This window comes from Aeromonas sp. ANP5 (genome assembly GCF_963870295.1).
Classification (GTDB): Bacteria; Pseudomonadota; Gammaproteobacteria; order Enterobacterales; family Aeromonadaceae; genus Aeromonas; species Aeromonas veronii.
Genome location: NZ_CAWMRY010000035.1, coordinates 18,833 through 39,552 on the forward strand (window position 1 = coordinate 18,833; position 20,720 = coordinate 39,552).

Below are 20,720 nucleotides of genomic sequence, written 5' to 3' on the forward strand. Positions count from 1 at the left end.
TTTAACGAGAGTGTTTATCTGATGTCATTAACCGAACAAGCCCGCTGGTTCGTGCTGGGGGGCGATCATCTGGTACTGCTCGATCAGCAGGGAGAGGTGCCACAGGGTAGTAAAGTGTGCCTGCCCGCAGCGCTGGCTGACGCCCCTTTCGAGCGTTTTGATGAGTGGCAGGGGCTACCCTGCTATCTGCTGGATCTGGGGGCTGAGGCCGACACGACTATGATGGCCCCCCTGCGCCAGCTGATGGTGGCGGGGGACGAAGAGGGCTTTCGTCTCGCGGGCCGTGCCTGGCAGCTCGTTACCTTCCGCCGCACCCACCGTTTCTGCGGCGAGTGCGGCGCCCCCATGACCCCGAAGGCGGGGGAGTGGGCGCAGGTGTGCCAGCAGGGGCACAGCGTCTATCCGCGCATCTCCCCCTGCATCATAGTGGCGGTGCGCAAGGGGCCGGAGATCCTGCTGGCAGCCCATCGCCGTCACTATCAGGCGGACGATCCCATGTATACCGTGCTGGCCGGCTTTGTGGAGGCGGGAGAGAACCTTGAGCAGTGCGTGGCACGGGAGGTGTTCGAGGAGAGCGGCATCCGGGTGCGCAATGTGCGCTATGTGGCGAGCCAGCCCTGGCCCTTCCCCCACAGCCTGATGATGGGCTTTACCGCCGACTACGAGAGCGGCGAAATCCGGGTGCAGGATGACGAACTGGTCGCTGCCGATTTCTTTACCGCAGACCGGCTGCCGCGTTTGCCGCCCCACGGCACCATCGCCCGGCGGCTGATCGAGCGTTCGCTGGCGGGCGAGGGGTAACGAGGCGCTTATCTTTTCGCCAATTCTTTCGGGAACGGAGCGGTCAGGTTTGCGCCCCTTCACATCTTTGCAACCGCGCGCCCATTTGCCACGTTTTGGGCAGTCCGCTCCGGTGGGCAAAGTGGTATTATGGCCGCCATTTTATGCGTGATACGAACTCAGGAACTGGGATGAAAGAGCTGAAGAACGATCGATACCTGCGCGCTTTGCTGCGTCAGGATGTAGACATGACGCCGGTATGGATGATGCGCCAGGCTGGCCGTTATCTGCCGGAATACAAGGCGACTCGCGCCCAGGCGGGGGATTTCATGTCCCTGTGCCGCAATGCCGAGCTGGCCTGTGAAGTCACCCTGCAGCCGCTGCGCCGCTACCCGCTCGATGCCGCCATCCTCTTCTCCGACATCCTCACCGTGCCTGATGCCATGGGGCTGGGTCTCTACTTTGAGCAGGGTGAAGGCCCGCGCTTCGAGCGTCCGATCACCTCCATGGCCGACGTGCAGGCGCTGCCGATCCCGGATCCGGAAGATGAGCTGGGCTATGTGATGAACGCGGTGCGCACCATCCGCCGTGAGCTGAAGGGCGAAGTGCCGCTCATCGGCTTCTCCGGCAGCCCCTGGACCCTGGCTACCTACATGGTGGAGGGGGGCAGCTCCAAGGCGTTCACCAAGATCAAGCAGATGATGTACGCGGAGCCGCAAACCCTGCACCTGCTGCTCGACAAGCTGGCCGACAGCGTGATTAGCTATCTCAACGCCCAGATCAAGGCGGGTGCGCAGGCTGTCATGGTGTTCGACACTTGGGGCGGCGTGCTCACCCCGCGCGATTACCGCGACTTCTCCCTGCAGTACATGCACAAGATTGTCGATGGCCTGATCCGCGAGCACGACGGTCGCCGTGTGCCGGTCACCCTGTTCACCAAGAACGGCGGTCAGTGGCTGGAGCAGATCGCCGCCACCGGGTGCGATGCGCTGGGTCTGGACTGGACCACCGACATTGCCGACGCCAAGCGCCGGGTCGGTGACAAGGTGGCGCTGCAGGGCAACATGGATCCCTCCATGCTCTACGCCACTCCGGCTCGCATCCGTGAAGAGGTAGCCTCCATTCTGGCCGGTTTCGGTCACGGTAATGGCCACGTATTCAACCTCGGCCACGGCATCCATCAGGATGTGAACCCGGAGCACGCCGGTGTGTTCGTCGACGCGGTGCACGAGCTCTCTGCCCAGTATCACAGTCGCTAAGGCTGGGGCGAGAGAAGAAGAGTTTGTTTGAAATCCGGGGCCGTCAGGCCCCGTTTTACATTAAAAAATGGCGCCGCGATGACGAGAGCGTTGCGGCCGTGCAGGAGGCAAGATGAGCAGCAAGTTACTGGATTGGGGTATCGATCTTGGCGGTACCAAGTGTGAATGCGTGGTGCTGGATGGCGACGAGGTGCTGCTGCGCCACCGCATCCCCACCGAGCGGGCCGGCGGTTATGACCATATGATCGGCCAGATCGCCAAACTGGTAGCTGAGTGTGCCGAGAAGATTGGCCAGCGCCCGACCGTCATCGGCATGGGCACGCCGGGGGCGCGGGATCCGCAGACCGGCCTGATGAAGAACTGCAATACCACCGAGCTCAACGGCAAGCCGTTCAAGGAGGATCTGGAGCGCAAGCTGGGCGTGCCGGTGCTGATCGCCAACGACGCCAACTGCTTTGCGCTGGCAGAAACCCATCTCGGTGCAGTGCGCCAGCACCATCCCGATGCGAAAGTGGTGTTCGGCATCATCATGGGCACCGGGGTCGGCTCCGGCATCGTCATCAACGGCCAGATCCTCAACGGCCACCACGGCATCGCCGGTGAGTGGGGCCACAACGTGCTTTCCCCTGATGGCCCTGAGTGCTACTGCGGCAAGTGTGGCTGCGTCGAGACCCTGATCAGCGGTCCGGCGCTGGAGGCTTGGTACGAGGCCAAGGCCAAGCGTCGCCTCTCGCTGGCGCAAATCGCGGCTGCCACCGCCCACGATCATGTGGCCAGGCTCACCATCGACCGGCTGCATCTGCTGTTTGGTCAGGCGCTGGCCAACGTGGTCAACATTCTCGACCCGGATGTTATTGTCATCGGCGGTGGGGTCGGTAACGTGCAGAGTCTCTACAGCGTGGGACGGCAGACTATTTTGCCCTTCCTCTTTAATCCCCGTTTCAGTGCCCCCATTATTGCTCCAGCCCTTGGTGACAGTGCCGGGGTGTTCGGGGCGGCACTGCTGGCCCGCGGTGAATTCAAGGATGCCCTGCTGTCGTAGCCGGGGCTCCCGGGCGGCTGGTGTGCCGCCCTGTTGCAGGTTCAAGGAAACGGATTCTCGATGATCAAGATTGCCATCAATGGTTACGGGCGGATCGGTCGCAACGTGTTGCGAGCCCTCTATGAAAGCGGGCGCGACAAGACCATCAAGATCGTTGCCATTAACGAGCTGGCGGCCCCCGAGGCCATGGTGCACCTGACCCGTTACGATACCAGTCACGGTCGCTTCCACCATCCGGTGCAACTGGCGGGCAACAGCATGCTGGTGGGGGAGGATCTCATCTCTCTGTTTGCCGAACGGGATCCGTCAAAGCTGCCGTGGCGGGCGCTGGGGGTGGACGTGGTGCTCGATTGCACCGGGGTGTTCGGCTCGCGGGCCGATGCCGAGCTGCATCTGGCGGCGGGGGCGGGCAAGGTGCTCTTCTCCCACCCGGCGGATGCGGATGTGGATGCCACCGTGGTCTACGGGGTCAACCATCATACCCTCACCGGAGCGGAGCGGATCGTCTCCAACGCCTCCTGCACCACCAACTGCGTGGTGCCGGTGATTGAAACATTGCATCGAGAATTCGAGATAAATTGTGGTACTATTACGACAATTCATTCGGCCATGCATGATCAGCAAGTCATCGATGCCTACCACAGTGACTTGCGCCGAACCCGCGCTGCCAGTCAGTCCATCATTCCGGTGGACACCAAGCTGGCAAAGGGGCTGGAGCGTATCCTGCCCCACTTTGCCGGCAAGTTTGAGGCGATCGCGGTGCGGGTGCCGACCATCAATGTAACAGCGATGGATCTCAGTATTACTGTTCGTAAAAAAGTGACAGTTACTGACGTAAATCAAGCCCTGCAACGGGCATCCAGAGGTACATTACACGGTATTCTGGATTACACGGAAGAACCTCTGGTCTCCGTAGACTTCAATCATGATGCACACTCCTGCATCATTGATGGTACCCAGACCCGGGTGAGCGATGCCAACCTCGTCAAAATGTTGATGTGGTGCGATAACGAATGGGGCTTCGCAAACCGGATGCTGGATACCACCCGGGCCATGATGGCCGCAGGCTGAGCCTGCCCCGGGCGAAAGGTTACTGTTTTTAACATTACCTGGAAAATATAGAGGACTGAATATGTCTGTTATCAAGATGACTGACCTGGATCTGGCGGGCAAACGCGTTCTGATCCGTGCTGACCTGAACGTGCCGGTAAAAGACGGCAAGGTCACCTCCGATGCACGTATCGTCGCTACCCTGCCGACCATCAAGCTGGCTCTGGAAAAGGGCGCCAAGCTGATGATCACCTCCCACCTGGGTCGTCCGACCGAAGGCGAGTACAACGAAGAGTTCTCTCTGCTGCCGGTTGTCAACTATCTGAAAGACGCTCTGTCCTGCCCGGTTCGCCTGGCCAAGGATTACCTGGATGGCGTAGAAGTCGCTGCCGGTGAGCTGGTTGTACTGGAAAACTGCCGTTTCAACAAAGGCGAGAAGAAGAACACCGAAGAGCTGGCCAAAAAATACGCCGCCCTGTGTGACGTCTTTGTAATGGATGCGTTCGGTACTGCTCACCGCGCCGAAGGTTCCACCTACGGTGTTGCCCAGTTCGCTCCGGTCGCTTGTGCCGGCCCGCTGCTGGCTGGTGAACTGGAAGCGCTGGGCAAAGCCATGCTGAAGCCCGAGCGCCCGATGGTTGCCATCGTTGGCGGCTCCAAGGTCTCCACCAAGCTGACCGTTCTGGAATCCCTCTCCAAGATCGCTGACCAGCTGGTTGTCGGTGGTGGCATCGCCAACACCTTCATCGCTGCTGCCGGTCACAACGTCGGCAAGTCCCTGTGCGAGCACGATCTGATCGATACCGCCAAGAAACTGGCTGCCGAGACCAACATTCCTGTGACCACCGACGTGGTTGTAGGTGCCGAGTTCTCCGAGTCCACTCCGGCCACCATCAAGTCTGTTAACGATGTGACCGACGGCGACATGATCTTCGACATCGGCCCGGATTCTGCCAAGGCCCTGGCTGACATCATCATGAACGCCAAGACCATCCTGTGGAACGGTCCGGTTGGCGTGTTCGAGTTCGACCAGTTCGCTGAAGGCACCAAGGTTATCGCTGAAGCCATCGCTGCTTCTCCGGCCTTCTCCATCGCTGGCGGTGGTGACACCCTGGCTGCCATCGACAAGTTCGGCATCGCTGACAAAGTCTCCTACATCTCTACTGGCGGCGGCGCCTTCCTGGAGTTCGTAGAAGGCAAGGTTCTGCCGGCTGTTGAGATTCTGGAACAGCGCGCCAAAGCCTAATTGACCCGGAACGGGGGGCAAAAGCCTCCCGTTTCGTTTATCATGTGCCCGCTGTGCCGGTTCATGATGAACCCCCCATTTTTTATTAACGGCATACGAGACAGGACGATTAAACATGTCTAAGAAAATTTTCGACTTCGTAAAACCCGGCGTGATCACTGGTGATGACGTTCAGAAAGTGTTCGCCATCGCTAAAGAGAACGGCTTTGCTCTGCCGGCCGTAAACTGCGTTGGTACCGACTCCGTGAACGCCGTACTGGAAGCTGCCGCCAAGGTTAAAGCGCCGGTTATCGTTCAGTTCTCCAACGGTGGTGCCGTGTTCACCGCCGGTAAGGGTCTGAAGCTGGAAGGTCAGAAAGCTGCCATCCTGGGTGCCATCTCTGGTGCCAAGCACGTTCACGCTGTTGCCGAAGCTTACGGCGTGCCGGTAATCCTGCACACCGACCACGCTGCCAAGAAGCTGCTGCCGTGGATCGACGGTCTGCTGGAAGCGGGCGAGAAGCACTTTGCTGAAACCGGCAAGCCGCTGTTCTCCTCCCACATGCTGGATCTGTCCGAAGAGTCTCTGGAAGAGAACATCGACATCTGCTGCGAGTACCTGACCCGCATGGCCAAGATGAACATGACTCTGGAGCTGGAACTGGGTTGCACCGGTGGCGAAGAAGACGGTGTCGACAACAGCCACATGGATCAGTCCGCTCTGTACACCCAGCCGGAAGATGTTGCTTACGCTTACGAGCGTCTGTCCAAGATCAGCCCGCGTTTCACCATCGCTGCCTCCTTCGGTAACGTACACGGTGTATACAAGCCGGGTAACGTCAAGCTGACCCCGTCCATCCTGGACGCTTCCCAGAAGTACGTTTCCGAGAAGTTCGGCGTTCCAGCCAAGTCTCTGGACTTCGTATTCCACGGTGGTTCAGGTTCCACTCTGGAAGAGATCCGCGAGTCCATCTCCTACGGCGTAGTGAAGATGAACATCGACACCGACACCCAGTGGGCAACCTGGGAAGGTCTGCTGAACTTCTACAAGAAGAACGAAGCTTACCTGCAAGGCCAGCTGGGCAACCCGGAAGGCGCCGACAAGCCGAACAAGAAGTACTACGATCCGCGCGTATGGCTGCGTGAAGGTCAGACTTCCATGATCGCTCGTCTGGAGAAAGCATTCTCCGACCTGAACGCCATCGACGTACTGTAATTCGTTACAGCACCTTGATTGCATGAAAAGGCGCCCTTCGGGGCGCCTTTTGCATTTCTGTGATCCGCACCGGTTGGTGAGTGGAGGGGGAACTGGGTATTATCGAAACAACTTTGCTTATTTTATTAAACAATTTGCAACCAAGGCAGGATGCTGAGTATGCAGGCAGGAAAGCACAACGGATATCAGGAGCACGTCGCCTCCTACTACGCGGCCACCCGCAACGACTCGCAACAGTGGCCCGAGCTGGAGGGGGAGCACAAGGCTGACGTCTGCATCATCGGCGGCGGCTTTACCGGTCTCAATACCGCCATCAATCTGGCTGATGCCGGTTACAAGGTCGCCTTGCTGGAGGCCAACCGTATCGGCTGGGGCGCCTCTGGGCGCAACGGCGGCCAGCTTATTCGCGGTATCGGTCACGATACCAGCCAGTTCGCCCGCTGGATTGGTGAGGAAGGGGGGCGCGAACTCGACCTGATGGGGCTGGAGGCGGTGCAGCTGGTGCGCGAGCGGGTTGAGCGTTTCAATATCGACTGCGACCTCACCTGGGGTTACTGCGATCTGGCCACCCGTCAGCGCCATCTGGCAGGTTTCGAGGAGGATCTCGACCATCTGGCGAGCCTTGGCTATGAGCACGAACTCAAACTGGTGCCGCGGGAAGATATCCATAGCGTGGTGGGGTCGGATCGCTATATCGGCGGCCTTATCGACATGGGCTCCGGCCATCTCCATCCCCTCAATCTGGCGCTCGGCGAGGCGCGAGCCGCAGCCAGCCTCGGGGTTTCCCTGTTTGAACACTCCAGAGTGACCCATATCGATTACGGCAAGCAGGTCGAGGTGACCACGGCTCATGGCCGGGTCACCGCCGATTATCTGGTGATCGGCTGCAACGCCTATCTCAACGACCTCAATCCGGAGCTGGGGGGGCGGGTGCTGCCCGCGGGCTCCTACATCCTCGCCACCGAGGTGCTCGATCGCCGCTTGCGCCAGCGATTGCTGCCGCAAAACATGGCGGTGTGCGATCAGAACGTGGCGCTCGACTACTACCGCCTCTCTGCCGATGGCCGCCTGCTGTTTGGCGGCGCCTGCAACTATTCGGGGCGAGACCCGAAGGATATCAAGGCCTTTATGTTGCCCAAGATGCTGCGGGTCTTCCCCGAGTTGGCTGGCACCGCCATCGAGTTCCAGTGGGGCGGGATGATCGGGATCGGCGCCAACCGGCTGCCGCAGATTGGCCGTCTCAAGGAGCATCCTAATGTGCTCTACGCCCAGGCCTACTCGGGGCACGGCCTCAATGCCACCCACATGGCGGGCAAGCTGGTAGCCGAGGCGATCCGCGGCGAAAGCCGGGGTTTCGATCTCTTTGCCAGCGTGCCCCATATCACCTTCCCCGGCGGCCCGGCGCTGCGCTCCCCGCTGTTGGCACTGGGGATGCTGTGGCACCGGATGAAGGATATCTTCTGACTCCGATTGTCAGCCTGTGCAGTGATGGCTGAACTAAGCCCCCTTGCCAGCCCTTGTTTAAAGCGGGTTAGCACTATCGTTCCGCCCGATAGACCAAAAGATGCATTCGCGCCAATCTCGTCCGATTGGCGCTATCTTTTAGGTGTGAGAGCGGTTATCTGCCAAGGGACAAGGGGTTGTCAGATTGCCGGAATATTTGCCGAGAAAGGGCCGAGGACGGGGAGAGGAGGGCCAAGATGGAGATAAATGTGGTCGCGTCAGGCGGGCCCAGCCCGCTGTCGCAACGGCAGGGTTCTCCCGCTGTGCAGGCACAGGAGAGGGCTGCAACTTCACCATCAACGGGCAGTGACAGCCTGGTGCGCGACCTTGGTGCTGTGCTGGATGAGCTGGGGCTGTCACCGCAAGGGGAGAGCAGCGGCGGTGGCACTGTTTCAATCAGGGATTCGCTGGAAGCGTTCATCAACACCATGATGGGCTCCCTGCAACAGCAGCAGGAGCAACAGTTGGCATTGCAGCAACAACAGCAGCAGGAGCAGGAACAGCGCAAACTCGCCATCGCCGACAGCAGCGAGAACCCGCTCAAGCGGGACCTGGAGCGCCTGCTGGAGACGCTGGATCAGCAGGGCGGACAGGACAAAGAGAGCGAGCCAGGAGCCGAGCGTGAAGCGGTGAATCCCTTGCAGAGCCAGCTGACCAAGCTGCTGGAGAGCAGTGGTGCGGCAGAGAGCTGGGTCACCCTCAAGGAGGTGCTGTCAGGGTTGGCCAGCAAGCTGCCGAGCGAACCTGCCGAGCGAAAAGGGTATCGGGTCGATACCCAGGTTTGAGCTGGTTGGCAACGGCAGCCCCGCCGTTGCAGGGCATAAGGGGCGGCAAGCGCTTTATTGGGCCGGTTCCGCCAGCCGCCAGCTCTGTTCGTCCTTCATCATCCACACCTCGGCCTCTTGCGGCAGCACCTGGCCGGCCTCGAACTCGCCATATTTGCGCTCGAGCTCCATCAGCCCCATCTCCTGCTGGAAGGGGCCAACCCGGTCGTAGACCAGATCCTCGTCGTGCAACACCTGCAACTGATCGAGCCCCTGCTTGAAGTGGAGCTGGTAACTCACCTTGACCAGATAGACCCCCTCCATCCGCTCCTCCTTGCCGAGGATGGTGAAGTCGCTGATATCGAACAGGTTGGCGTCTGTCTCGGCCAGCAGCTTGGCGGTGACCTGCTGGCGGATATCCTCTTCACCGGGCCCTGCACTGCAGCCATAAAGCCAGAGGGCTAGCAGGGGGATGAACCACTTTTTCATCAAAACTCCGGACAAGTGCAAAACGAGAGGGGCGATTGTGCCACGCGAATGCGCGGCGGCAAACCTCGGCTCACGGTTCCAGTGAACGTTCCAGCACGATGGCCTCGGCCCGATAACCTGCCACCTCGCGGCGATAGCACTCGGTGAACCCTCTGCGCAGCCAGAAGGATAGAGCACTCTCATTGCTGGCAATCACTGACAGGCGAAGCCGGGTAGCGCCCCATGAGCTTGCCAGCGTGCAGGCGTGAAGATAGAGCGACTGACCACGGCCACTCCCTTGCCAGGGTTCCCCCACCAGTAACAGACCCAGATAGGCGGTGTCTGGATTGGGGTAGCCGCGCAGCAGATCAATGACAGCGGTGAGTTCTCCCTGCTCCCAGCGGCCGATGAGATGTTTGTCGGAGAGAGGCAGGCCGGATGGGCAGGCGACAAGTTCCTCTTCTCCTGCCTGTGCAGAGAGAGGGGCATTGCTCACCGCCGCCTGATAGGAGGGGGCCTGCTCGAACAGCCGCTGCAAGGCAGGTGCATCGCTTGTCTGCAGCCGACGCAACTCAGTGTGCATCACTTACCATCTCGAGATGTTTGGCAAAGGGGATAGGCCCCATAAAGCCGGTGACCCGCTGCCCTGTCAGCTCCTTGCCCTCACGGTCGAAGAAGATGAGGGTCGGCAATCCCAGCACGTTGAGGCTGTTGAGCAGCTCCACATCGGCATCGTCGTTGGCGGTGACATCCGCCTGCAGCAGCACCATCTGGCCGAAGCGCGCCCTCACCGCGGGATCGCTGAAGGTCTTGTGCTCGAACTCCTTGCAGGCGACGCACCAGTCGGCGTAGAGATCGAGCAGCACCGGTTTGCCGCGGGCGGCGGCCAGCTGCACCTTGAGATCATCCAGCGTCTTGATACGGATAAACCGCGGTGCCGTTTGACCGGCATCTGCCGTGACGGCAGCAGGGGTGGCCGGTTGCAGCAGATCCTTGCCCACTACCACGGCGCTGATCATCGCCAGCAACAGCACGAAGCCGCGCACGCTTCTGGCCACCGAGTGGGGCTGGTGCTGGTTGTGGTGATAGAGATAGCCGCACAGCAGCAGCCCCCAGCCGAGCCAGGCGAGAGTGGCAATCTGATCGCTCCAGAGCCGTGACAGCAGCAGGATCGGCACCGCCAGCAGGGCAAAGCCAAACAGTTGCTTGATCACATCCATCCAGGCGCCTGCTTTGGGCAGCAGCTTGCCACCCGAGGTGCCGAGCAGCAGCAGCGGTAGCCCCATCCCCAGTGACAGCGCATAGAGCGCCGCCCCGCCGAGCCAGAGATCGCCGCTCTGGGCCACGTAGATCAGCGCCCCCGAGAGCGGCGCCGTGGTGCAGGGGGAGCAGACCAGCCCGGAGATCATCCCCATGATGGCGACCCCGACCACAGAGCCGCCCTGCTGGCGGTTGGAGAGGCCGGAAAGACGGGTTTGCAAACTGCTCGGCAGTTGCAGGGTATAGAGTCCGAACATGGAGAGGGCCAGCAGCACGAACATCACCGAGAGGGCGATCAGCACATAGGGATGTTGCAGCGCCGCTTGGAATTTCAGACCCGCCGAGGCGACCACCAACCCCAACAAGGTGTAGGTGACCGCCATCCCCTGCACATAGACCATGGAGAGCAGGAAGGCGCGACCGGTAGAGAGGCGATGGCCGGCACCGGCGATGATGCCGGTCAGAATGGGATACATGGGGAAGACGCAGGGGGTGAAGGCGAGCCCCAATCCCAGAGCGAAGAAGGCGACGATGCTGAGCCAGAACCCCTGATGGCCGAGGGCGGCGGCCAGCTGATCCTGCTGGCTAACCGGTGCGACGCTTTGTGCCGTTTCAGCAGTGGGTGCGGTGGTTGCCGTGACCAGCGGGGCCACGTCGATCAGTTTGTCGGTCGGCGGGTAGCAGAGGCCGTCGGTACAGCCCTGATAGCGCACCCGCAGGGTGGCGCCGTCGCCCACTTCTTTGAGCGGCACCGCGATGCTCACCTGCTGGTAGTAGACTCGGGTCTTGCCGAAGAAGTCATCCTCGTGCTCGGTGCCTTCTGGCAGGGTCGGCTCGCTGAAGGTGAGGTTGTTCCCCTTGAAGCGCAGGCTGTGGCGATAGAGGTAGTAATCGTCGGCGATGTGGAGGGTTAGCAGCAGCTGATCGCCACGCTGTTCGCTCTCGATCTGAAAGGCCTCATCGACCTGTAAAAATTTGGGTTTGGCGTTGGCCTCAATGCCTAGCGAGCTGAGCAGATCGGCTCCGCTGGCGTGGGCTGGGGAGCTGCCCACTGTTGCCATCAGCAGGGCACAGAGCAGCAGCAGGGGAGAGAGCAAGCGGGTGAACGTCATGAGGTCTCCCCATTGATCCAGTCGAGATAGGCAGGTAGTCCGGCACTCACCGGCAGGGCCAGCAGCTCGGGCACCTCATAAGGGTGATTGGCTTGAATACATGCCTGCAGCTCGGCAAAGCGCGATTGGCGGGATTTGATGATGAGCTGGATCTCGGTGGCGCGCTCCACCTTGCCTTGCCAACGATAGACGGAGGTGACGCCCGGCAGTTGATTGATGCAGGCGGCCAACCGCAGGTTCAGCAGCTGTTCGCAGAGAAGGTCGGCACTGGTTTGATCTGGGCAGGTGCAGAGCACCACAATGGCGTCGGTCATAAAGCGGATCTTCACCTCGTTGGGGTAAACCGGGCAGGCGCCCTTGCCGTGTCATCCTTTTCTGCGGATGAAGGTGAAAAAAGCGCCTGAAAATCAGCGGCTACTATACCCCAGAGCCGCTTCAAATAGCATCTGTAGCCATTTGTGAGCCAGCGCCAAAAATTTGTGGGGGGCATGAGATAGACGCTGTCATGGGGACAGGGCAGAATGAGCGGGCTTGTTCCCAATTGACGTAAGGAAATGTATGACCCAACAGAATGAGCAGCAGAGAAACCGCATGTTGAGCCTGCTGCGCGAAGGTGAGCGCCGCATGTTGGTTCAATTGGCCGGGCTGCTGCGCACGACCGCCGATGAAATCAATGCCGAGCTGGAGAAAGAGGAGCTGATGGCCACCCTGGAGCAGCCCATCACGGTGGAGTATCTCAACGGCGTGGTGCAGCACCATCTGTTCGAGCGCAAACACAAGGGAGATATGGCAGTTGCCCAGCAGATCCTGAGCGATTATCAGAGCGAGCTGGAAGCGCTGCAGGCCGCCCAGGCGCAGCCTGAAGAGGCTGTCGCAACTGACGAGAGCGGCGAAGAGCTCAAAGCCCAGGCTTGAACGACGGGCAGGCCTGAATCCTTACCTCTGAATCAGCCGGCCTGCCAGCGCTGATCCCTCTTGCGGCCCCATCATGTCTGCCATGATGGGGCCGTGTCGTTTCTTCTGTTGCCTTCCCTTGTTGCCCTTCACTTCCCGGTTTCAATCCAACTGATTCGTGCCTTAGCGCGCCTCTTGTGGCATGCCGTGCGGCACTTCGCGGGGGATGGGGAACACCTTGTCATAGCCCCAGTTGTAGACGAAGGCATAGATCAGATAGAAGACGACGAAGCCCAGATCCAGCACCAGCGCCTCCAGCAGGCTGACGCTCAGCCACCAGGACATGACCGGCAGCGCGACGATCAGCAGACCGCCCTCAAAGCCGAAGGTATGCAGCACCCGTTGCCACAGGGTCTTGTGGGTATGGCCCTGATACTTCAGCAGCAGCTTGTCGACCCCGATGTTGTAGATGTAGTTCCAGACGGTGGCCAGCACCGAGAAGAACAGTGCCAGCGGGCCCATATGGTTGAGCCCTACCCCGGTAACCCAGCTGGCCAGCGGGGCGGCAATCAGCAGGCCAATGAATTCAAAGCCAATGGCATGGCGCAGGCGATCGTTACGGGTACGCATAAGTCACTCTCTCAATCAGGTTCATTCACGGATTGCTGGTTAATCTATAGATCTTTAGCGATAGATTCATGTTGGTATCCATCGCTAAAATAGATGGATGAGAGGGCTTGCCGGAGGGCCATAAGATGACGCCATCACTGGAACAACTGAGGATCTTGCTGGCGGCCGCCGAAACCGGCTCGTTTTCCGCTGCCGCCCGCAAGCTGGGCAAGGCGCAGTCGGTGGTGAGCAGCGCCATCGCCAATCTGGAGATCGATCTGGCGCTCACCCTGTTTGACCGCAGCGGCCGCTATCCGCAGCTGACGGAGGCGGGGGCCCGCATGGTGCAGGAGGCGGGGATCCTGCTGGCGCAGAGTGAACGGTTGCAGTCCATTGCCGGGGAGCTGGCGGCCGGGGTGGAGACGCGCCTCACTCTGGCCATCGATGATGACTCCCACCTCCCCTGGCTCGGCACCCTGCTGGAGGAGTTCGCCACTCGCTACCCGACCGTGGAGCTGGAGCTGCTCTTCCCGCTGATGGAAGATGTGACCGAGATGTTGGTTACTGGGCGGGCCCAGCTCGGCATCAGTTATCAGAAGGTGCATCCCCAGCGGGAGATTGTCGCCCGTTCGCTGGGGGAGGTGACCATGCCGCTGGTGGTGTCACCGGATCATCCGCTGGCCCGCAAGCAGCCGCTGCGGGAGGTCGATCTGCAGGGGGCACGCCAGCTGATGGTGACCGGCCGACGGGAAGGGAGCGAGCGTCAGCGTTTTCGCATCTCGGCTCAGGTGTGGTGGGTCGAGGGGGATCTCGGGGTGCTGGAGCTGGTCAAGCGGGGCCTTGGCTGGTCCGCTATCCCGGAATTTCTGCTGCATCAGCCGCTGAAGCGGGGCGAAGTCGTGGTGCTGGAGCCGGACTTTATCGCCAGCCATGCGTTGGCGCTGGAGCTGCAGTGGCATCGCGCCCGCCCGCTGGGGCAGGCGGGGCGCTGGCTGAAGGAGGCACTGCTGGCGCGGGTGCCTCGCTAGCCGACCTTACTCGGTAAGGGCGTAAGGCAGGGGTTGCAGGGTGAGGCGGGAGCCTTCGTCCTGCTTGAGGCGGAATTGGGCGTCAGCCTCGGTATCTTTCGGCAGTACGGCGGTGAGCCACACCTGCCCGGCCTGTTGCCAGGCGTTGAGCACCATGCCGCTGCGGCGCCAGTTGTCACCCAGTTGCAGCTCCAGGGTATCGCCCGCATTGACCGGCTCACTGGCACTGCCCGCCAGCAGGAACAGGGCGCGGTTGTTGGCGCCGCGATACTTGGCGCGGGCCACCGTCTCCTGCCCCATGTAGCAGCCCTTGTTGAAGCTGATGCCGTCCAGTGCCTGCAGGTTGAGCATCTGCGGGATGAACTCCCCCTGATGCACCGCTTCCATGTGTGGCAGGCCCGCCTTGATCTCGAGCCCCCACCAGAGTGACTCGTCACCTTGCGGCAGGGCGTCGGCTTGCTGATTGCTTACTAGCAGCCAGCGATCCTGTTCAATCTTCACCGCCATGCCGCCGTCGATCAGACCGCTCTGCAGAAGGCCAAATTGCGCGGCGATCCACTCATCGCTGCCCGCACCGGCGATCCCGGTGGCGTGGCGTTCATCGGCGGCGATCTCGACCTTGGAGAAGACGGCAAATTTCTTCAGCTCCGGCAACTGACGCTCCAGTACAGAGGGGCTGGTCAGCAGCAGCAGGCTGTCGTCGAGGCAGAGCAGGCGGAAATTGCTCCACAGCTTGCCCTTGGGATCACAGTGGCCGCCCGGGGTCTGTTGCCCCGGTTGCAGGGCGTTGACATCACAGGTGACCTGACCTTGCAGATATTTGGCGCGATCCTGGCCGCTGATACGGGTGATGGCCAGCTTGGTCAGGGAGAAGCGGGTCGGCTCGGCAGGAAAAACAGGTGGTTGCAGGCTCACGATGGTATTCCAGAGAGAAAGTATGTGAGCTGCATGGTAAAGACGTAACTAATGTTTGTCAGCCGGAAAATCCAGCTGGTACCATCCCCCGGTCTTTGTAAGGAGAGTGCCATGTTGAGCCCAGTTGAAAAATCCCGCCTGAAGTGGGCCTGCCGTCGCGGTATGCTCGAGCTGGATGTGATCTTTATGCCCTTTTTCGAACACGAGTTCGACTCCCTGAGCGAAGCCGATCAGCAGACCTTTATCCGCCTGCTGGCGAGCGACGATCCGGATCTGTTCAAATGGTGCATGGGTCATGGTGTACCTGCCGATCCCGCATTTGCCGCCATGATCCCGATGATCCTGGAGCGCAATCAGGCGCGCCACGACCGCCAGGGGTAATACCGTGGAGCGGGTGATCATGACGGTTCACCCCTCCCGCCATCAGCAATGTTTGCTGGTGGGCCTCTTTTTGTTGCTGCTCTGGCCGGTGGCTGGCCTGATTGCCTGTTGGCAGTGGGCACTGTGGCTGCCCGTCTGGCTGGTGGCGCTCTGGCTGAGTTGGCGTGCGCTCGCCGAGCCCCCGTTCGAGCTCGTCTGGGATGGTCAGTGGTTGCAGTGGCAAGGTCGCCGCTATCAGCTCGACAAGAAAAGCCGCATTCTGCCCGGCGTGCTCAGGCTGGCGCTTTGTCCCGAGCCGCAAGAGAGTGGAGCCGTGTCGCCACGGCAACTGTGGATCTTCTCCGATGCCCTTCCCCCCGAACATTACCGCCTGCTGGCGCGAGCCATCCACTTTCTGCCGTCTCGGCGCTGATGCCTGCTTTCCGTGATGACCATGCGCTGATTTATCGCGATAAGCTGTTGCCATGTGGCTGGCGACACTCTTTTTGTGGCTGAAAAACGGTTGAAAACAAGTGACCCCGCCGGGGCGGGGTCACTGATTGCTGCAACGCTTTGCGGGAAGGGAATTAATCCCGTTCCGGGGTCAGCACAGTCGGTTTGGAGTCCGGCAGCATATCCGGATAATCCAGGTTGTAGTGCAGGCCGCGAGACTCCTTGCGCTGCAGGGCGCAGTTGACGATAAGCTCGGCCACCTGTAGCAGGTTGCGCAGCTCCAGCAGGTTGTTGGAGACGCGGAAGTTGGCGTAGTACTCCTGCACCTCCTGCTTGAGCAGGTCGATGCGGCGCTTGGCGCGGGCCAGGCGTTTGTTGGTACGCACTATCCCCACGTAGTCCCACATCATCAACCGCAGTTCGTGCCAGTTGTGCTGGATCACCACCAGTTCGTCGGAATCTTCCACTTTGCTCTCGTCCCACACCGGCAGGCGCGGCGGCTCCACACTCATCGGCAGCTTGGCCAGAATGTCGGCACCCGCCTGATGGGCATAGACCACGCATTCCAGCAGGGAGTTGGAGGCCATGCGGTTGGCGCCGTGCAGACCGGTGTAGGTCACTTCGCCGATGGCGTATAGGCCGGGGATATCGGTCTGGCCGTTGTTGTCGATCATCACGCCACCACAGGTGTAGTGGGCGGCCGGCACGATGGGCATCGGCTCCTTGGTGATGTCGATGCCGACCGCGAGGCAGCGCTCATAAATGGTCGGGAAGTGCTTGATGATGAAATCGGCCGGTTTGTGGCTGATGTCCAGATACATGCAATCCGCCCCGAGCCGCTTCATCTCGTGGTCGATGGCGCGGGCGACAATATCGCGCGGTGCCAGCTCGGCCCGCTCGTCAAACTCCGGCATAAAGCGGCTGCCGTCCGGGCGGCGCAGATAGGCCCCCTCGCCACGCAGCGCTTCGGTCAGCAGGAAGTTGGGGTCGTCCGGGTGGAACAGGCTGGTGGGGTGGAACTGGTTGAACTCCAGGTTCGCCACCCGGCAACCGGCCCGCCATGCCATGGCGATACCATCGCCAGAGCTCACATCCGGGTTGGAGGTGTACTGGTAGACCTTGGAAGCACCACCGGTGGCCAGTGCCACGAAACGGGCGCGGATCACCTCGACCTGCTCGGCGTTGCGGTTCCAGACGTAGGCGCCCAGCACCTTGTTGCCCGGCAGGTTGAGCTTGCGGGTGGTGATGAGGTCGACCGCGTTGAAGCGCTCCATCAACTGGATATTGGGGTGAGCGCGCACCTGATCGATCAGGGTCAGTTGCACCGCCTTGCCGGTGGCATCCGCCGCGTGGAAGATGCGACGATGGCTGTGGCCCCCTTCGCGGGTGAGGTGGTACTGGGATTCACCGTCGGCGTTCTCCTCCTGATCGAAGGGGACCCCTTGCTGGATGAGCCACTGTATGGATTCGCGGGCGTGGCGAGCGGTGAACTCGACCACTGCCGGGTCACACAACCCGGCGCCCGCGTTGAGCGTGTCGCTCACGTGGGATTCGATGCTGTCGGTTTCGTCGAAAACGGCAGCGATGCCTCCTTGCGCATAGAAAGTGGCCCCTTCACTGATGGGCCCCTTGCTCAGAACCAGGACTTTGGCGTGGTCTGCCAATCGCAACGCGAGGGACAAACCAGCGGCACCGCTGCCAATGATCAGTACATCGCAAAGGTATTCAACACTTGCTTTCATAAGTATCATTGGCCTGGATTAAGAACTGGCACCATGGTAGCCCAAGCGAGGGCGAGGATGCAGCCTGCATCACATTTTTTTCAATTGAAGCGAACTTTCTCTGATTCTCCCTGTCTGAACTTGTGCGCTTAGGAAGGGCCGGAAAAGAAAAACGATAACCTGATGGGGGTTTTACGGCTCTGATGAGCGACCAGAATCTACTGGACGAACAGCTGGTTGAACGGGTCCAGCGCGGCGATAAAGCAGCTTTCAACCTGTTGGTAAAAAAATACCAGCATAAGGTGGTCAACCTGGTTGCCAGGTATGTCAACAATCCCGGTGATGTGCCCGATGTGGCGCAAGAGGCCTTTATAAAAGCCTACCGTGCATTGCCGACATTCCGTGGCGAAAGTGCTTTTTACACCTGGTTGTACCGAATTGCCGTGAACACGGCGAAGAATTATCTCACCTCCCAGGGGCGCAGGCCGCCCAGCAGTGATGTGGAGGCTGACGAAGCGGAGTCTTATGGCGGCGGTGAAGCCTTGCAAGAGGTCTCAACCCCCGAAAACCTGGCGCTGACTGACGAGATCAAACGCACCGTGTTTTCAGCCATAGAGTCATTGCCGGAAGACTTGAGGACAGCTATCACCCTTCGCGAACTGGAAGGGCTGAGCTACGAAGAGATTGCCGAAATCATGGATTGCCCAGTGGGTACGGTCAGATCCCGTATCTTCCGGGCGAGGGAAGCAATCGATAAAAAGCTGCAACCTCTGATCGAGAATTAACTGGGGAAAGACGGGTTAACTTATGGCAAATAAAGAGCAAATCTCTGCCCTGATGGATGGTGACCTGAGTGACGCAGAGGTACTGAACGAGCTGGAGATGGACTCCGACTTGCAAGATACCTGGGGTCGTTACCACCTGATCGGCGATGCCATGCGGGGTGACCTGCCGGTCAATCTGCAACTGGATCTCAGTGACAGCATTATGGCTGCGCTGGAGGATGAGCCCACCATACTGGCACCCAAGCCGGTCGAGACGGCTCTCGTGCTGCAACCTGCCGTTGCTCCGGTCAAGACTGATTCCAATGTGGTTCCGTTGTTCCGCCGTGTCGGTCAGCAGCTGGGTCAATATGCCATTGCGGCATCTGTGGCCGCTGCCGTTATCTTCGGGGTGCAGCAGTATCAGGGGCAGGATGGCGTTCCGGCCAATCCGGTGCTCAATACCATTCCAATCGGTGGCAGTGCGGCGCCGGTGAGTGTTCACTATCCGCAACAGGACGGCGCCCGTGCCCGTCAGCAGGGGCTGACCGAACAGCAGATGCAGGAGCAGCGGGAGCGGATTAACGCCTTCTTGCGTGACCACCAGTTGCAGCAGCGCCTGTTGCAAGACAGACAGATCCAACAATAACGAATTGTCAGGGATACAAACGTGCGCCAGTCCAGCCGTATTTTGCTGGCCTCTCTCCTGCTGATCAGTGCCAAGGCCTCGGCCGACGATAAGTCGGCCGAGGCCTTGTTGCAGCAGATGCAGAGTGCCGTGCAGCAACAGAATTTCGAGTTGTCCATGGTCAAGGCCCGTCAGGGGCGTCTTGAACCGATCCGGATCAGCCATGCCGTCATCAACGGCAAGGAAGTTGCCCACCTCAGTTACCTCGACGGCAAGGCGATCGAGTATCTCCAGCGCCAGAATGAATACACCTTCTTTGAAAACAGCCACGATCCCTACACCCTGAAGGATGCCCGCTTCCCCGGCATCTGGTCGACCCTGGTGAAGATGCCGCTGGCGCAGGTGCTGGAGAGCTATGATCCTGTGCTGGCCGGTCGCAGCCGCGTCGCCGGTGTGGTGGCGCAGGTGGTGAGGCTGGTGCCTAAAGAGGCCGACAAATATGGTTTCGTGCTCTGGATTGATGAGCAGAGCCACTTGCTGCTGCGGATCGACATGGTCGAGCGGGAAGGCAATCTGGTGGAGCAGGTGCTCGGTGTCGAGCTGGATCTGCAGAGCAAACCGGCCCCCTGGCTGGTGAAGCTGGCCAACAGCAAGCAGCCTCCGGCGCTGGCGCTGGAGGATGCTTATCCGGCGCCGCAACAGCAGTTGAACTGGCAGATCACCTGGTTGCCCGATGGCTTCAAGGTGCTGTCGCAAGACCGGCACCAGCTGGTGACCACCAGTATGCCGGTGGATTACATGATGCTCTCCGACGGGCTGGTGGATCTCTCGGTCTACGTCTCCCGGGTCGATCCCAAGCAGGCGGTGCGCCAGCAGCTGATCCGCCAGGGAGCGACCTCGCTGGTGAGCTATGTCAACGAGGTGGGGGTCGAGATCACCGTGGTCGGCGAGGTGCCTGCCGAAACCGCCAAGCGCATCGCCGAGTCGGTCCAGCCGCTGGCCCGCAACGAAGCGGTGCAGTAACGGGGGGCTGCGGGGTTCTTCCCCGCTTGCCGAGCGTGGCGAGTCGTGGTCAGATCCCCTGATTGTGTGAACCCGAGGTGCTGCCGTGAATGAGATGAGTGAAGAGCTGGCGACCGTGGTGGCCATTGAGGGTGACCATGCCTGGGTGGAGTGCGAGCGGCGCTCCGCCTGCAGTGGTTGTCAGCAGCAATCCAACTGCGGTACCGGCACCGTGGCCAAGGCATTTCCCCTGAAAGCTCCCCGCTTGCGGGTCAGGCTGACCGCCGAGGTGCGGGTTGGCCAGCAAGTGAGGCTCGGTATCCCGCAGGAGAGTCTGCTGCGCGGGGCGGCGCTGGTCTACGTGTTGCCGCTGTTTTGTCTGTTGGCCGGCGCCTTGCTGGGACAGCTCTGGCTGGCGCCGCTGCTCTCGGGCGGGGAGGGAATTACCATTCTCTGCTGCCTGCTGGGGGGCGTGCTGGGCTTTTTACTGGTTCGTTACTTTTCCAATCGCCTGGATCAGGGGCGTTACGGCCCGCAGATGCTCGGCGTTGTTGTCCCTGTCCGCATCCTCCCCTGACTGAACAGGCGCTATTTCACTGGCGCTGGCGACTAAAGAATGGCCGTCAGCCGGGTTATCCAGTAAAATCGCGCCTCCATAACTGACCTTAAC

At 60.6% G+C, this 20,720-nt stretch carries 23 protein-coding genes; 16 read left to right on the forward strand and 7 right to left on the reverse strand.

Annotated elements, in window-relative coordinates; translation table 11 throughout:
- The first annotated feature begins 21 nt into the window (after positions 1–21).
- From nudC to AACT07_RS17650, 8 genes are all read left to right on the forward strand, one after another.
- Entirely contained in the window at positions 22–801 is a 780-nt protein-coding gene (nudC, locus tag AACT07_RS17615) for an NAD(+) diphosphatase (protein WP_069529214.1), read from the forward strand.
- 170 nt (positions 802–971) lie between these two features.
- Positions 972–2,039, forward strand: a complete 1,068-nt coding sequence (gene hemE / locus AACT07_RS17620; RefSeq protein ID WP_064341336.1) for a uroporphyrinogen decarboxylase — start codon at positions 972–974, stop codon at positions 2,037–2,039.
- Between the two features lie 112 nt (positions 2,040–2,151).
- Positions 2,152–3,081 (forward strand): ROK family protein, encoded by a 930-nt coding sequence (locus tag AACT07_RS17625; protein ID WP_069529216.1) that lies wholly within the window; start codon positions 2,152–2,154, stop codon positions 3,079–3,081.
- A gap of 60 nt (positions 3,082–3,141) precedes the next feature.
- Positions 3,142–4,152 carry an erythrose-4-phosphate dehydrogenase gene (epd, locus tag AACT07_RS17630; RefSeq protein ID WP_005335438.1) on the forward strand — a complete coding sequence of 337 codons (1,011 nt, stop codon included), beginning with the start codon at positions 3,142–3,144 and terminating at the stop codon, positions 4,150–4,152.
- A 61-nt stretch (positions 4,153–4,213) separates the two neighbouring features.
- Positions 4,214–5,377, forward strand: coding sequence for a phosphoglycerate kinase (locus AACT07_RS17635; protein WP_041210638.1), 1,164 nt, complete (start codon positions 4,214–4,216; stop codon positions 5,375–5,377).
- 115 nt (positions 5,378–5,492) lie between these two features.
- Positions 5,493–6,572, forward strand: a complete 1,080-nt coding sequence (fbaA, locus tag AACT07_RS17640) for a class II fructose-bisphosphate aldolase (RefSeq protein WP_005340963.1) — start codon at positions 5,493–5,495, stop codon at positions 6,570–6,572.
- Positions 6,573–6,731: 159 nt separating this feature from the next.
- Positions 6,732–8,036 (forward strand): NAD(P)/FAD-dependent oxidoreductase, encoded by a 1,305-nt coding sequence (locus AACT07_RS17645; RefSeq protein ID WP_139123874.1) that lies wholly within the window; start codon positions 6,732–6,734, stop codon positions 8,034–8,036.
- Positions 8,037–8,272: 236 nt separating this feature from the next.
- The gene (locus AACT07_RS17650) at positions 8,273–8,860 is read left to right on the forward strand and encodes a hypothetical protein (RefSeq protein ID WP_069529219.1); all 588 of its coding nucleotides are present in this window, start codon (positions 8,273–8,275) and stop codon (positions 8,858–8,860) included.
- 54 nt (positions 8,861–8,914) lie between these two features.
- Here the strand turns inward: AACT07_RS17650 and AACT07_RS17655 are convergent, their stop codons facing one another.
- The 4 genes from AACT07_RS17655 to cutA all read right to left on the reverse strand — a co-directional run bounded on the left by AACT07_RS17655 (position 8,915) and on the right by cutA (position 11,993).
- Complete coding sequence (locus AACT07_RS17655) at positions 8,915–9,328, reverse strand: hypothetical protein (protein ID WP_069529220.1); 414 nt, start codon at positions 9,326–9,328, stop codon at positions 8,915–8,917.
- Positions 9,329–9,398: 70 nt separating this feature from the next.
- Positions 9,399–9,890: a GNAT family N-acetyltransferase gene (locus AACT07_RS17660; protein ID WP_069529222.1), complete on the reverse strand. Its 492-nt coding sequence runs from the start codon at positions 9,888–9,890 to the stop codon at positions 9,399–9,401.
- Positions 9,880–11,679: a protein-disulfide reductase DsbD gene (locus AACT07_RS17665; RefSeq protein ID WP_069529224.1), complete on the reverse strand. Its 1,800-nt coding sequence runs from the start codon at positions 11,677–11,679 to the stop codon at positions 9,880–9,882. The genes AACT07_RS17660 and AACT07_RS17665 overlap by 11 nt, the downstream gene beginning before the upstream one ends.
- Positions 11,676–11,993 (reverse strand): divalent-cation tolerance protein CutA, encoded by a 318-nt coding sequence (gene cutA / locus AACT07_RS17670; protein WP_069529225.1) that lies wholly within the window; start codon positions 11,991–11,993, stop codon positions 11,676–11,678. Before cutA ends, AACT07_RS17665 begins: the two co-directional genes overlap by 4 nt.
- Positions 11,994–12,237: 244 nt before the next feature.
- Here cutA and AACT07_RS17675 point away from each other — a divergent pair, with 244 nt between their 5' ends.
- A complete protein-coding gene (locus tag AACT07_RS17675) occupies positions 12,238–12,594 on the forward strand; it encodes a hypothetical protein (RefSeq protein ID WP_069529227.1) in 357 nt (118 codons plus the stop codon).
- Positions 12,595–12,756: 162 nt separating this feature from the next.
- On the opposite strand, the gene AACT07_RS17680 is transcribed toward AACT07_RS17675, so the two are convergent.
- Positions 12,757–13,203, reverse strand: coding sequence for a PACE efflux transporter (locus AACT07_RS17680; protein ID WP_047436069.1), 447 nt, complete (start codon positions 13,201–13,203; stop codon positions 12,757–12,759).
- A 125-nt stretch (positions 13,204–13,328) separates the two neighbouring features.
- Here AACT07_RS17680 and AACT07_RS17685 point away from each other — a divergent pair, with 125 nt between their 5' ends.
- A complete protein-coding gene (locus AACT07_RS17685; RefSeq protein WP_042080104.1) occupies positions 13,329–14,210 on the forward strand; it encodes a LysR family transcriptional regulator in 882 nt (293 codons plus the stop codon).
- Positions 14,211–14,216: 6 nt separating this feature from the next.
- On the opposite strand, the gene ygfZ is transcribed toward AACT07_RS17685, so the two are convergent.
- The gene (gene ygfZ / locus AACT07_RS17690) at positions 14,217–15,125 is read right to left on the reverse strand and encodes a tRNA-modifying protein YgfZ (protein ID WP_069529229.1); all 909 of its coding nucleotides are present in this window, start codon (positions 15,123–15,125) and stop codon (positions 14,217–14,219) included.
- Positions 15,126–15,236: 111 nt separating this feature from the next.
- Here ygfZ and AACT07_RS17695 point away from each other — a divergent pair, with 111 nt between their 5' ends.
- A complete protein-coding gene (locus AACT07_RS17695) occupies positions 15,237–15,506 on the forward strand; it encodes an FAD assembly factor SdhE (protein WP_005335417.1) in 270 nt (89 codons plus the stop codon).
- A 19-nt stretch (positions 15,507–15,525) separates the two neighbouring features.
- Entirely contained in the window at positions 15,526–15,918 is a 393-nt protein-coding gene (locus AACT07_RS17700) for a protein YgfX (protein WP_069529231.1), read from the forward strand.
- A gap of 154 nt (positions 15,919–16,072) precedes the next feature.
- Here AACT07_RS17700 and nadB read toward each other — a convergent pair whose 3' ends face one another.
- Positions 16,073–17,680: an L-aspartate oxidase gene (gene nadB / locus AACT07_RS17705; RefSeq protein ID WP_005354382.1), complete on the reverse strand. Its 1,608-nt coding sequence runs from the start codon at positions 17,678–17,680 to the stop codon at positions 16,073–16,075.
- Between the two features lie 182 nt (positions 17,681–17,862).
- On the opposite strand from nadB, the gene rpoE reads away from it, so the two are divergent.
- From rpoE to AACT07_RS17725, 4 genes are all read left to right on the forward strand, one after another.
- Positions 17,863–18,444 carry an RNA polymerase sigma factor RpoE gene (gene rpoE, locus AACT07_RS17710; RefSeq protein WP_069529232.1) on the forward strand — a complete coding sequence of 194 codons (582 nt, stop codon included), beginning with the start codon at positions 17,863–17,865 and terminating at the stop codon, positions 18,442–18,444.
- A gap of 22 nt (positions 18,445–18,466) precedes the next feature.
- Positions 18,467–19,069, forward strand: coding sequence for a sigma-E factor negative regulatory protein (locus tag AACT07_RS17715; RefSeq protein WP_069529234.1), 603 nt, complete (start codon positions 18,467–18,469; stop codon positions 19,067–19,069).
- A 21-nt stretch (positions 19,070–19,090) separates the two neighbouring features.
- Complete coding sequence (locus tag AACT07_RS17720) at positions 19,091–20,071, forward strand: MucB/RseB C-terminal domain-containing protein (protein ID WP_005335407.1); 981 nt, start codon at positions 19,091–19,093, stop codon at positions 20,069–20,071.
- Between the two features lie 94 nt (positions 20,072–20,165).
- Entirely contained in the window at positions 20,166–20,627 is a 462-nt protein-coding gene (locus tag AACT07_RS17725) for a SoxR reducing system RseC family protein (RefSeq protein WP_040068038.1), read from the forward strand.
- Positions 20,628–20,720 lie beyond the last annotated feature (93 nt).